The following is a 12,748-nucleotide window of genomic DNA, read 5'->3' on the forward strand; positions in this document are numbered from 1 at the left end:
CTTTTAGTAACCAGCGGTTCCCATATTCATCATGAGACCTTGAACATTTTTAGCGAAATTTTCTTGAATCGACAGCATATCTTCAGGCGTTACATCTTTTACATTTGTTGCATTAGACGCATCAAGCTCTGGAATAGCTGCTGATTTTTTTAATTGAGAAGCAGAGTCAATTTTTAACGTAACGTTTGCCGGATCTGCTTTTGGTCCTATTTTTGTACGAATATCAAACGAATAATCTGCTTTTCCTTTTGAAGCACTTATTGCTTGATTCTGCTTTACTTCCCCGTTTACTACTAGATCTTCTTGATCACCTAAGTCTAAAGAGAAAGTACGGTCAGCCGTTTGTTTCGCATCAGTTTTACCATTGATTACCGAATCCATTTTAAACGTCATATTCGTGTCTTCATCTTTTGAATCTTTTGTTAACAAATGAATAGACATGTTTTCTTTTCGTTTTTCACTTTCCGTTGTTACGTTATTTTTCATATCAAACGTAAACGCATCATCGGTAGTGCTATCCGCTAAAACTGCTTTAAACTGCTTAGCCGTTTTGTTATCTTCATACGGAATATTTTTAGTTACTACGTTAAGTTTGCCTTTATCGTTAGAAGCATTTTTTACGCCCATGTTCATATCTCGAGCTACCACAACATCATCTTGAACGTACACAGTTGATTTAACACCGCCAGGGTAAGTCGTATCTTTTGCTTCTTTCTGGAAGTCTTGAAGACTTTCTTTTACTGATTTTTTCAATTCTTTTGGATCTGCCATATCTTTTAATTCTGGATTCGTTGCTGCCGAAGATTTAAACAGCTTAGATACGTGATTTGCATAGATGGTATGAAGCTTGTCATCTTTTGCTACCTTCGCAATAAGCTTATCCATAAATTGTTTTGTTTCTTTATCAGACATGTTAAGCGTCACGCTTGTTAACTGAAGCGTTTTGCCATTTGTTTTATAATCCACATTTTTTTCTTTGGTAAAATAATCGCTGTCTAGCTCCTCATAAATGAACGTTCCATACTCTTTTGCAATGTAGGTCTTTTCTTTTTCCGTTAACTTTAAGTCTTCTAAACTCACGTTGCTTGTGTTAATATCAAGCGTTTCAGGACCTGAATAAGAAGGATCGAACTTACGCGCTACCTGTCCATATTCGTCTAAGTTTAAATAGAAATATTCATTTGCTAGAATCGGGGCTTTAAAGCCTATTCTTTCTTTCGTTTGAAACCCTTCTAGGTCAAGCGCTTTTGAACCGCCGATATTAAGAGCCAGTGAACCGTATCCTTCACTTTTTTTCGGATCTTGTTCCGCTTTAATTTTAATTTCAGCTTTACTGATAAGATCTTGAATCATTTTAAAGCTTGGATCATAGGAAAGTGAATCCATGTTAAAACCGCCTTTGATAGTAGCATTTGTAGTAGAAGGCTGCTTCATCGCTTTTTCCTGATAAGCCATCGTTTCACTGTACTTTGTTTCTAATTCATCAGCTGCTTTTTGATACGTATTTACTTCAGAAATTAAGTATAATTGCTTAGGAGATTTTTTAAATACCGTAGCAAATGTAATTGCTCCTCCAATAATCACAATTAAAGCTGCTAAAATGATAATCCATTTAGCCGGTGCTTTTTTGGGAGCGGGCGCTGTTTCTAGCGAAGCCGCTGTTTCGTCTGTTGTTCTGTTTTGATCTTTCTCACTCATCTACACCAGAACCTCCTATGTATTTTGTTAGTCACTTTGTACATGATAAGGAATGGTTTCCATAAATTCTACTACTTCGACAAAATAAGACAATAATTAGTCCGATAAACCGATGTCTTTCGGTGCAATATCGTGTGCAAAGTACTCTACTTAAGTACCCAATATATTGAAAATAAAACCAATTATTCAAAACTATCTCAATAACTACTAAAATGGGCAAATGACTTAACTTCTTATTTTATTACAATATATTCCTATTTTTTAAGCATTTACACCTAAGAATTACGAATCGGCACTTTTCTATAGTCGATCTCTTTTTCCTTTAATCATATACAGGTGATATCTATGTACGCCTTTATGAAAAGATGATAAAAAAGCAGCGTTTTGTTCTGGTTCGAAAGGGAAATAATATAAGAAAGCTTTTTTCTTGCCGGTGATGTAAAAATCGAGTAAAGTATTGCTAAATACATTTTACACAATTTAATTTGAGGATAGAAAAAGGAGGATATCATTATGAATATACGCGTCACTCCTTCTGCAAAAGAAGCGTTGCGGAACGTAGAACAAAATCAAATGATTCAGCTTTCTTTTGATCGAGGAAGCTGCGATATTGTTAATACAATTTATGAAATGAAGATCATCTCAAAGCGCAGCCTTCAACCCTATGAAAAAGTTGTAACGGTTGAAGACTTAGAATTTATTGTTGATGACGACATGGAAGAAGTGTACGACAATGAGCTGGTAATTGATCACGCAGCAGGTGCTTTTATCTTCAAAAATCACAACCAAATTTTTAATAACCGCGTAGGATTGCGCTATATCAATTCATAGAAAAAAAGCAGTGAACTAACTCCCTGCTTTTTTTCTTGCATATGTTAGGAAACTCGCTTTTATCGATTGACCTTTAAGCGCTCTTGGATAAATAACAACACGTTCACAAGGCTGTTTTCTTCATATACATTCACTTGCTGACGCTTAAATTCTCCTTGTTCATGGTAGTAAATAATATCTCCCGTCCCTTTGTCTTCATTCATATGTAAATGAAAACTAAGCGGCGTTGCCAAAATAGATCCGTCTTCATCTCGCTGAAGAATTTGACAAAGCGTTTGATTCCCTTGTTTTTCAGATAAAAAGTCATAGCCAAATTGACGTGCTAACTTTTCCACTTGTGCAGCAATAAGAGCTGTAATCTGTTGATTGTCTTTCATAAGCAGTATTTCTCCTTACTTCATCTCATTAGGGTTTTCTTCTTAGTATACTATACCTTAAACTTCTGGAGCTAACGACTTAACCTGTACAAATCATGACCACATGTCCATCCGGGTCTTTTATGGTAAAAACGAAAAATCTTCAAAAGAAATAATCGGAGAATCAATCGTATAGTGCAGCCCTTTAACAAATTCATACGCTTCTTTAATATCTTCAGTATGAAAATTAAAAATTGGATGGAGACTAACCGCTATTTGTTTTTCTTTTCCTTTGGGACCTGCGTCTAGCGTTAATCCTGTTTCTCCATCAATTTTAAGATTATAAACTGGGTTCTTAACTTCGCTCATCTTGTATTCTTGATTCAATAACTCGCTATACCATTTTACCGAAGTTTTTAAATGAGCTACGTGAATAAATACCGTATTCATTTTATTGAAAACGGGACTCGGCATTTTTAATCCTCCTTTTTGTTTTCGGTTCATTCTATACCATTATCCACGCATCACTTTATACCTGCCATTACCTTAACTTTTGCTCATATATACAAAAAAGCTTGCGAATACTATTCACAAGCTTTTTCTTCATAAAAAATATGTATGCTGTACAACTACAATCACAACCGCAATTAAAATCGAAGGCAGTAAATTCGCAACTTTAATTTTAATAATTTCTAATAAATTAATCCCAATTGCTAAAATTAATACGCCGCCTACTCCCGTGACTTCGGCAATGATACTATTCATTAAATCTTGCGGCACAATCGCATTAATTTGCGTGGCAAATAACGCAATGATGCCTTCGTATAGAAACACGGGCACAGCTGAGAAAATGACGCCTATTCCAAGCGTAGTCGTTAATAATAATGAGATAAACCCATCCATCACCGCTTTTGTAAACAATACGCTGTGATCGCCGCGTATTCCGCTGTCTAATGCCCCGACAATCGCCATCGCTCCAATAACAAAAATTAACGTCCCTGTTACAAAGCCCTGTGAAATACTGAATGTTTGCTTGTCATTTTGCTGTGATTGAAATTTCCGTTCAATTATATTGCCTAAAAGGTTTAGCTTTTCATCTAAATCAATGAACTCACCAATAACCGCTCCAATGGCTAAGCTCAAAATTACAATTAAAAACTGATGACTTTTAAAACCCATTTGCAAACCGAGCGTGATAACGGATAACCCCATCACTTGCATTACCGTCACGCTTACTTTTTCAGGAATGCGGTGAGCAAGCTTGCCCGTTAATGTTCCTACAACAATCGCTAGTCCGTTTACTAATGCTCCTATAATAAACATGCTGTCACCTTTACTTTGAATAATGCCGTTACTGTTTTCATTTGTTCTACTCCCTCTCTGCTCTGCACTAGCTGTATCAAACACACTAAATTTTAACATATTTTTTTTGCAATTATGAAGAAAATAAAAAGATCCGAACGATGAATCATTCGGATCTTTAACTAAAACACGTTTGTTCCAGCCATCTTATTAAAATGTAATAACGTCTTTTGTGCCTTGCTTTTGATAACCTGTTTTTAACAGCTTTACTTCTTTATCCGCTGGCAAGTTGGTAAATACAACTGGTGTCACAATAGACGGTGCATGCTTTTTAACATAGTCTACATTCACTTGTAAAAGCGGCGTCCCTTGTTGAACGCTGTCGCCTTCTTGAACAAGCGCTTCAAATCCTTCGCCTTTTAAATTCACGGTATCTAATCCAACGTGAATGAGGATTTCAATTCCTTCTGCTGTTTTTAAGCCAATCGCATGTTTTGTTGGGAATACGGTCATGACTTCACCGTTAATCGGTGATACGAGCGTTCCTTCAGTCGGTTCAATCGCAAAGCCGTCACCCATCATTTTTTGTGAAAACACTTGATCTTCTACTTCACTAAGCGGCTTTACAACGCCTTCAAACGGTAACACAAACTCTGTGTGTGTGTGTGCTTGAACAGCCTGTTGTTCAACAGGTGCAGCGGTTGACGCTGTGCCGTATTTAACTAATTGATTCATTGCGTCCGCAACAAATTCTACTTCTGTTCCGACAATGACTTGAACATTTGTTTTGCTGAGCTTCATGATTCCTCTCGCTCCGTGACGCTTTAAGGCAGCTTCGTTAATGTTGCCGGCATCAGCTACTTGTAAACGAAGACGAGTCGCACAGTTATCAATTACGGTCAAGTTTTCTTTTCCGCCTAAATCTTCAATAAAATAAGACGCCATATCCACATATTTATCGCCTGTTGCCACAACCGTTTCGTTTGATGTGTCTACTTCTTCATCGTCTTCACGCCCCGGTGTTTTTAAATTTAATGCTTTGATCAGCGTGTAGAAAATGACAAAGTAAATGACTGCATACACAATTCCAATTCCTGCTAACAGCAGCGGTTTTTGTGAAATTCCGTAGTTTAAGAAGAAATCAATGGCCCCTGCTGAAAATCCAAATCCAGCGTGAATACCAAGAGCAACGGCTAAAGCCATCGATATTCCCGTTAAAACGGCATGAATAACATATAATAACGGTGCTACGAACATAAATAGAAATTCAATTGGTTCCGTAATTCCCGTTAAAAAAGAAGTAACAGCAAGTCCAATTAACATACCGCTGACTTGTTTGCGTTTTTCTTTTTTAGCTGCTGCGATCATCGCAAGCGCTGCTGCCGGTAAACCAAACATCATAACCGGGAAGAATCCAGACATAAATGTTCCTGCCGTTGGATCGCCTTTAAAGAAGCGATTCAAATCTCCCGTTACGCCGTGATAATCTCCGAATACAAACCATACTAAGCTGTTTAACACGTGATGCAGCCCAATTGGAATCAATAGACGGTTTAAAAATCCGTATATACCTGCACCAAGCGCCCCTGCTCCTGTAATCCACGTTCCTAAGTTGTTAATTTGATCTTGAATCGGCGGCCAGATAACCCCGAAGATTCCTGCAAGCGCGAGCATAACGACTGAGGTAATAATCGGTACAAACCGCTTTCCTGCAAAGAAGCCGAGCCACTCTGGCAGCTTAATGGCTGAGAAACGATTGTATAGTAAACCAGCCGTTACCCCCGAGACAATCCCGCCGAGTACACCCATGTTAATATCTTTATCAATAGCTACAGTTCCTTTTGTTAACACAAAATAACCGACCACTCCGGCAAGTGCTGCTGCGCCGCTTCCATCTTTTGAAAGCCCTACAGCAATACCGAGTGCAAACAGTAGTGCTAAATTCGCAAAAATTGCATCTCCGGCTTGTGCCATAAATGGAATATCCAATAAGTCCTTTTGACCCAAACGAAGAAGCAATGCCGCAGCAGGTAATACTGCGATTGGCAGCATAAGCGATTTACCAATACGTTGTAAAAAATTCAGCATGTTTCTATCCCCTTTGTATAACGTATTTAACCCGATGTTACGAGCAAGGATTTTCGTAACAATATTTATCGGATGACAAGTTACCGCATTCATCCCAGCCCATGATTACATCATCAGCTGAAATAACGGCGGTTTTACTGCATGGACTCATACTAGCACATAAAATATATAGTTGTCTATACCAATTTTCTTTTTAAAAACCTCTCTATATCAATGTTAAAAGCCCTTACAAAACTTTCTAGTTCCCAAAAAATAATCAACTGGTCTAGACAACTATTCCAAAAAGCGTTACACTTAAATCAATACAACGAGCAAAGGAGTGTATGTATGGATACACATTCATCCATCATTATTTATAATGTAACCGTTTATAGTGAAAATCAGACATTAAAAAACGGGTATATTAAACTAACGAACAAGAAAATTACTGAAATCGGAGAGATACATCAATACGTCCGTCAGCCAAAAGACCATGTAATTGAGCTTTCTCCTTCCTATAAAGTGATTCCTGGTGCCATTGATGTGCATATTCATGGCGTTAACAATGCCGATGCAATGGACGGTACAGCAGAAGCATTAAAAACAATGGCGCGCACGCTCCCAAAAGAAGGTACAACAAGCTTTTTAGCAACCACTATGACGCAGTCGAATGAAGCGGTTGAAAAAGCGCTTCGCAACGCGGGCGCTTATATTGAAGAACAAACAGATGCGGATGCTGAAGTAGTAGGTATTCACTTAGAAGGTCCGTTTATTTCACCAAAACGTGCGGGTGCACAGCCCCCTACTCACATTCAAGATCCGAATGTGGCACTGTTTCAAGAATGGCAAAAAGCAGCCGGAAGACATATTAAACTTGTTACATTAGCTCCGGAGCAGCCAAACGGCTTAGCGCTTACTTCTTATTTAAAAGAAACAAACGTCGTCGCTTCTATTGGCCATTCTGACAGCACATACGATCAAGTTGGTGAAGCCATCGAAGCAGGAGCTTCTCATATTACGCATTTATATAACGGCATGCGCGGTCTTCACCATAGAGAGCCGGGCGTATTAGGCGCCGCGTATTTGAGAGATGAATTATTTGTAGAGCTCATTACAGACGGCATCCACTGCCGACCTGAAATGGTCAAGCTTGCGTACGATCAAATTACAAGTGAACGCATGATTCTTATCACGGATTCTCTTCGTGCCAAATGGCTAAAAAACGGTACGTATGATTTAGGCGGACAGCCTGTTCACGTAAATGACACGACTGCTACCCTTGCAGACGGAACGTTAGCAGGAAGTATCTTAAAGATGAACGATGCGATTAAAAACACGATGAGCTTTACGAACTGCTCATTAGAAGACATCGTAAAAATGACTGCTGAAAACCCAGCAAAACAGCTTAATCTGTTCGATACAAAAGGAAGCCTTAAGGTTGGAAAAGATGCGGATATCGTGGTGTTAAATGAAAATTTAGATGTTGAAATGACATTTTGCCGAGGCACATTGAGCTTTCAAAAGGAGGACTAACAATGAATATCATCCAAGTGAAAAACTACAGTGAAATGAGTGCAAAAGCAGCTGATATGCTGATTAGCAAACTTCATGAAAAGCCAAATATGAATCTGGGACTTGCAACGGGAGGCACGCCGAAAGGATTATATGATCGTTTAATTCAAGATCATAAAGAGCACGGCACGTCTTACAAACACGTTACTTCCTTTAACTTAGATGAATATGTCGGAATGAAGCCGCAAGATCCAAACAGCTATCACTATTATATGGCAGATGCGTTATTTAATCACATTGATATTGACGTAAGCAGCACGCACGTTCCTAACGGCCTAGCTGATAAGCCTCAAGAAGAATGCCGCCGCTACGATGAAATGATTCAAAATCACGGAGGCATTGACCTTCAGATTCTTGGAATCGGCCAAAATGGACATATTGGCTTTAACGAACCTGGTACGTCATTCAACTCTCCTACTCATATTGTGACGTTAGAAGAGTCAACGCGAAAAGCCAATGCGCGCTACTTTAATTCTCTTGACGAAGTGCCTACTCAGGCTATTACAATGGGAATTGAATCGATTATGAAAAGTAAAGAAATTTTACTTCTTATCTCGGGGGAAGCCAAAGCAGAAGCGATGTATCAGCTGCTTAACGGAGAAATCACAGAGAACTTCCCTGCTTCTATTTTAAAGAAGCATCACTGTGTTACAATTATTGCGGACCAAGAAGCTTTAGCTAAAGTGAACCTTTGAAAGAATAGTCAAGCAGCCTGCCCCGGCTATAATCAATCCGTCTTTATGAAAGAAAGGTGTCTCGCTATTAGTTAGAGCATATATAGATAACATACCTCCTCGTCTTTTTTAGATGAGGAGGTTTACATAAAGGAGAGAACTTAAGTGATTGATAAAAGCTCACCTCTTCCGATTTATTATCAAATTGAAGAACAGTTGAAAAAACAAATTGAAAACGGAGAGTTAAAACCAAATGATTCGCTTCCTTCTGAACGAGAGTTTGCAGAACGATTTGAAATCAGCAGAATGACCGTTCGCCAAGCGATTAACAATTTAGTAAACGACGGTTATCTGTATCGTCAAAAAGGCCGCGGCACCTTTGTATCTGAAAAAAAACTGGAGCAGCAGCTCGTTGGATTAACGAGTTTTACAGAAGATATGAAAGCGCGCGGAATGGTGCCAAGCAGTAAGCTGCTGAGCTTTGAAATTATTGCAGCTTCAGAAAAAATTGCCGAGCAGCTGCACATTTCTCTTCATGCACCTGTTTATGAAATCAAGCGTATTCGTTTAGCTGACGACGTGCCAATGGCGCTCGAAAGCGTATATGTATCCGCTAACTTAGTCAAAGGCTTAACAGAATCCATTGTTAATGACTCTCTCTATCGCTATATTGAAGAAGAGCTCGGACTAAAAATTGGCGAAGCCAATCAAACGTTAGAATCCATTTTAGCTTCTGAAACCGAAGTGAAACATCTTGGAATCAGCTCATATTCACCCGTTCTATTAATTCAAAGAAATACGTATTTGCAAGACGGCACGCCGCTTGAAGTGGTAAAGTCTTCGTACCGAGCAGACCGCTATAAGTTTACGATTAACATGACACGATCTTAACTAAGGAGTTTTTTTATGTCTAGTTTATATCTACAGGAACTAACAAAACTGCTTGCTAAAGTAGAGATGCATGAACAGCAGGCAATGGAATCCGCAGCGGAGAAAATCTCACAGCAACTAGCTTCTCATCACCTCATTCATTTATTTGGGTGCGGTCATTCTCATATTTTAACGGAAGAAGTGTTTTACCGTTCCGGAGGGCTTGCGCCGATTCATCCTATTTTTGTAGAAGAACTGATGCTTCATAAAGGAGCTTCGCGCTCTTCACAGCTAGAGCGTAAAAACGACTATGCCTCCACTTTTATGGAAAAAGAAGATATCGTACCAGGCGATATCATGATTGTGATTTCTACGTCGGGCGTAAATCCCGTTCCGATTGATGTGGCCTTAATTGCAAAAGAAAAAGGCGCTTTTGTTATCGGGCTTACCTCTCCTTCTTATGCCACGAGCCGGGCTTCGCGGCATAAAAGCGGAAAATACCTTCATGATGTCGTAGATCTTGTTATGAATAATCACATTCCAAAAGGAGACGTTCTTCTTCATCAGCAAGATATTTCTTTCGCTTCTGGTTCTACTGTAATTGGAGGCGCTATCTTAAATGATGTCCTATCTAAAGCCATCCAAAAACTGCTCAGCCGCGGCATCACGCCTCCTGTCTTTTTAAGCGGAAACATGGAAGGTTCAGATGAACATAACCAGCGGTTGATTGATGCTTACAAAGGAAGAATTACTGCCCTATAACAGCCCCTGCGGCTGTTTTTTTGCACAAAAAAAAGATGCTTGAAAGCATCTCATCAAAGTCGGACTGTACGATTTGGACTAGATCTCCTCTTTATCAGTAGAAGTCTTGTTCACAGCACCATAACCTACTTATCCGACATAATTACTATGTTTAACACAATTATACTCTTTTATACTTTAAGTGTCAAACAATAATTGTCCGTACTGCTACTCCACTTCGTGTCATTCTCACTACCTACTAAAATGGCAATATACTAGTACCTTATATTTACTATACTAGCAAATAAGTTTATACTTATACATAATTAGGTATATATACATATTTTTTTATGAAGTGAGGAGCTAACGTTTTATGAAGAAGATCCTATTTTGGACATTTATAGCAGCCTGCTGTACGGTAATTATTGCATTAGGTGTTGGGTTGATTAGTGCTTTCCATACTAAATCTGCCCTTCCAGCAGCTAAAGAAAGTAAGGGAAAAGACCAACAATTAGAAGAGCAAGTTTCTTACATAGGAGGAACGCCTGAGCCCGAAGTTGAACTGAATCAATCTACAAGTGAAGAAACAGTCATTGAAACGATGCATAAAATGACTCATCAAAAAGTATATTCTCCTGATAAATGGGGCGCAGTTGAAATGACTTCGGCTAATATTCAAAAAGTTAAACATGTATTAGAGATAAATGAATTTGAACATAAAGCTCAGCTTCTTCAAATTTTAAATAGATGGGAGAATAATGATTTTAGTAAGGTAGTAGAAGATCATAATTATTTTTGGACCCTTCAAGGAGGCAACATTGGAGAAGCAACCGGCAGACTCAGCGAATCGGATGAAAAAACATTTATTAAAAACAATTTCCGTTAGTTTCTTGCAGTAAGCTAGATGCAAAAAAACGGCTGAGAAAAAAGTATTTTTGTTGCAGGATGAACGCAAATTTAATCTGTTTAGTTGCTTCTAGCAGTTGATTAGAGAGCAAGACGAAGACTCCTGCGGGAAAAGCGGAACAGGTGAGACCCCGCAGGAGCGTAAGCGACGAGGAGGCTCAGCGGCCGCCCGCGGAAAGCGAAGTCTTGCACGGAAATCAACTGCGGTGTCACAAGCGGTTCAGCTCATGTATCCCATTTGTTCGTCTTTAGATTGATTTAATTTCGTTGTGTCTCAACCTCTTCTCTTTCTATCGTACTCATTATTTTATGTTCATAACCATTAACAGCGAATTACAAATGGAGCTTTAATCCTTCATGAGAAGCTGTGAATCCAAGCTTTTGATAGAAACGCAAAGCCTCCGATCGTTCCTTGTCCGTTGTTAATTGTACTAACTGACAATTACGTTCTTTGGCTCGTTCAATCGCCCATGTAATCAGCTGATAGCCAACCCCTTTTCCGCGCTGTGATGAAGCGGTTCGAACTCCTTCAATCGTGGCTCTCCACCCGCCTTGTCGTGCAATATGAGGTGTAAAGGTTAGTTGTTGAACACCTATTACTTTACTATCTTTACATGCGACAATCAGTTCATTGTTTGGATCCGCATCAATTGCCTGAAATGCTCGGACATAACAGTCTGGAAGCGGTAATTCGTAGCGTTCTCGTTTGCTTCCGAGCATATCATCAGCGAGCATTCCAACAATTTGATCTAAATCTTCCCGCACTGCTTCTCTAAAGGTTATTTCTCCCATTTCACACAGCACCTTTCCCGTGTCTATTTATGATGTTAAAAAGAACACTGACGAACAAGCTCAGAACCGACGCCAAAAACAAAGCAGCCGCTAAAGCACCAAGACTCATTCCTTCAAAGCCACCAACTCCAAATATGCTATATAGAAATAGAAATATACTTATTAGCATGCTGCTAAGTGAAATTCCGTACTGGACGGGCGAGTTCTTTCTATAGAAGAAATACGACGCACCAGCAAGCAGCACAAAGAAAGCACCCATTAATCCAAATAAAGAAATCATTTACACCCTCCTCCCTCTTCAAAAAAAGGAATTTATATCCATTATATACTATCATTTTTATTTATTCTATCTATATTAATAGCCCTGCAGCCACAACTAAATAGACATGACCAAAACGGCCATGTCTATTTTTCTACTATATTAAAAAGAAAGTTCTTTGAACCAAAAAGAATAAGGGGCTAAGCAAGCTTCATCAATTTCATTTATACGTTTTTTGCATCGCTGCAGCACCTCAGCAGGAATGTGTCTCTCTAAGTATGCAGATTCTCCGTTAGCTTGAATCGTTTCTTCTACTAGCTCTTCAAACACATCTAAGCATGCTAAAAACTGCGGAAAAGTTGTATTCACGAAACGCTCGCAGTCATCGTTGGACGTATCGAGCAGCACAACCGAACCGTTTTTTTGATGAAGACAAATTGGATCTCCAGCGCCTGTTGTTCCTAAAAACCAGTAGTGCTGGTAGCGAGATGATAACTCAAATGTTTCGCATAATGTTGTTAGCTTCCCTTTGGATGAAACGAACTCTAGAAATGGTGAAGCTTCTTTGGGCAATCCTTTTTCTGTTAGCAACTTCTTTGTCTCTTTATCAATATCAAGGGGTGCAAGCTGTTCGGCATCAAACTTCATTCGTTTTTCCTGTCGTTGCATCACATTTGACA

General features: G+C 39.0%; 15 protein-coding genes. 7 read left to right on the forward strand and 8 right to left on the reverse strand.

Features of this window, described 5'->3' with window-relative positions; all coding sequences use genetic code 11:
• Window positions 1–3: 3 nt before the first annotated feature.
• Window positions 4–1,698 carry a DUF6583 family protein gene (locus AC0KUU_RS14395; protein WP_043979754.1) on the reverse strand — a complete coding sequence of 565 codons (1,695 nt, stop codon included), beginning with the start codon at window positions 1,696–1,698 and terminating at the stop codon, window positions 4–6.
• Window positions 1,699–2,211: 513 nt separating this feature from the next.
• Here AC0KUU_RS14395 and AC0KUU_RS14400 point away from each other — a divergent pair.
• Window positions 2,212–2,529, forward strand: coding sequence for an iron-sulfur cluster biosynthesis family protein (locus AC0KUU_RS14400; RefSeq protein ID WP_097824061.1), 318 nt, complete (start codon window positions 2,212–2,214; stop codon window positions 2,527–2,529).
• A 59-nt stretch (window positions 2,530–2,588) separates the two neighbouring features.
• Here AC0KUU_RS14400 and AC0KUU_RS14405 read toward each other — a convergent pair whose 3' ends face one another.
• From AC0KUU_RS14405 to nagE, 4 genes are all read right to left on the reverse strand, one after another.
• A complete protein-coding gene (locus AC0KUU_RS14405; RefSeq protein WP_013082157.1) occupies window positions 2,589–2,906 on the reverse strand; it encodes a hypothetical protein in 318 nt (105 codons plus the stop codon).
• 120 nt (window positions 2,907–3,026) lie between these two features.
• The gene (locus tag AC0KUU_RS14410; protein WP_340597810.1) at window positions 3,027–3,359 is read right to left on the reverse strand and encodes a VOC family protein; all 333 of its coding nucleotides are present in this window, start codon (window positions 3,357–3,359) and stop codon (window positions 3,027–3,029) included.
• A gap of 129 nt (window positions 3,360–3,488) precedes the next feature.
• Window positions 3,489–4,208, reverse strand: a complete 720-nt coding sequence (locus AC0KUU_RS14415; RefSeq protein WP_043980592.1) for a DUF554 domain-containing protein — start codon at window positions 4,206–4,208, stop codon at window positions 3,489–3,491.
• Window positions 4,209–4,397: 189 nt separating this feature from the next.
• Window positions 4,398–6,275: an N-acetylglucosamine-specific PTS transporter subunit IIBC gene (nagE, locus tag AC0KUU_RS14420; protein ID WP_162213813.1), complete on the reverse strand. Its 1,878-nt coding sequence runs from the start codon at window positions 6,273–6,275 to the stop codon at window positions 4,398–4,400.
• Between the two features lie 327 nt (window positions 6,276–6,602).
• On the opposite strand from nagE, the gene nagA reads away from it, so the two are divergent.
• The 6 genes from nagA (at window position 6,603) to AC0KUU_RS14450 (ending at window position 11,274) form a co-directional block, all read left to right on the forward strand.
• Window positions 6,603–7,787 (forward strand): N-acetylglucosamine-6-phosphate deacetylase, encoded by a 1,185-nt coding sequence (gene nagA / locus AC0KUU_RS14425; protein ID WP_340597812.1) that lies wholly within the window; start codon window positions 6,603–6,605, stop codon window positions 7,785–7,787.
• A 2-nt stretch (window positions 7,788–7,789) separates the two neighbouring features.
• A complete protein-coding gene (gene nagB, locus AC0KUU_RS14430; protein ID WP_162213811.1) occupies window positions 7,790–8,521 on the forward strand; it encodes a glucosamine-6-phosphate deaminase in 732 nt (243 codons plus the stop codon).
• A 144-nt stretch (window positions 8,522–8,665) separates the two neighbouring features.
• Window positions 8,666–9,391, forward strand: coding sequence for a GntR family transcriptional regulator (locus AC0KUU_RS14435; protein ID WP_025749507.1), 726 nt, complete (start codon window positions 8,666–8,668; stop codon window positions 9,389–9,391).
• Window positions 9,392–9,406: 15 nt separating this feature from the next.
• Window positions 9,407–10,132 (forward strand): SIS domain-containing protein, encoded by a 726-nt coding sequence (locus tag AC0KUU_RS14440; RefSeq protein ID WP_043979773.1) that lies wholly within the window; start codon window positions 9,407–9,409, stop codon window positions 10,130–10,132.
• A gap of 352 nt (window positions 10,133–10,484) precedes the next feature.
• A complete protein-coding gene (locus AC0KUU_RS14445) occupies window positions 10,485–10,997 on the forward strand; it encodes a DUF6241 domain-containing protein (RefSeq protein ID WP_340597815.1) in 513 nt (170 codons plus the stop codon).
• A 97-nt stretch (window positions 10,998–11,094) separates the two neighbouring features.
• The gene (locus AC0KUU_RS14450) at window positions 11,095–11,274 is read left to right on the forward strand and encodes a hypothetical protein (RefSeq protein WP_473452467.1); all 180 of its coding nucleotides are present in this window, start codon (window positions 11,095–11,097) and stop codon (window positions 11,272–11,274) included.
• A 76-nt stretch (window positions 11,275–11,350) separates the two neighbouring features.
• On the opposite strand, the gene AC0KUU_RS14455 is transcribed toward AC0KUU_RS14450, so the two are convergent.
• The 3 genes from AC0KUU_RS14455 to AC0KUU_RS14465 form a co-directional block, all read right to left on the reverse strand.
• Window positions 11,351–11,809 (reverse strand): GNAT family N-acetyltransferase, encoded by a 459-nt coding sequence (locus AC0KUU_RS14455; RefSeq protein WP_340597819.1) that lies wholly within the window; start codon window positions 11,807–11,809, stop codon window positions 11,351–11,353.
• Between the two features lies 1 nt (window position 11,810).
• Window positions 11,811–12,089, reverse strand: coding sequence for a YesK family protein (locus AC0KUU_RS14460; RefSeq protein ID WP_221782262.1), 279 nt, complete (start codon window positions 12,087–12,089; stop codon window positions 11,811–11,813).
• Between the two features lie 141 nt (window positions 12,090–12,230).
• Entirely contained in the window at window positions 12,231–12,740 is a 510-nt protein-coding gene (locus AC0KUU_RS14465; RefSeq protein WP_237074789.1) for an SUKH-4 family immunity protein, read from the reverse strand.
• Between the last annotated feature and the right edge of the window lie 8 nt (window positions 12,741–12,748).

Source organism: Priestia sp. ST2 (assembly GCF_055810735.1).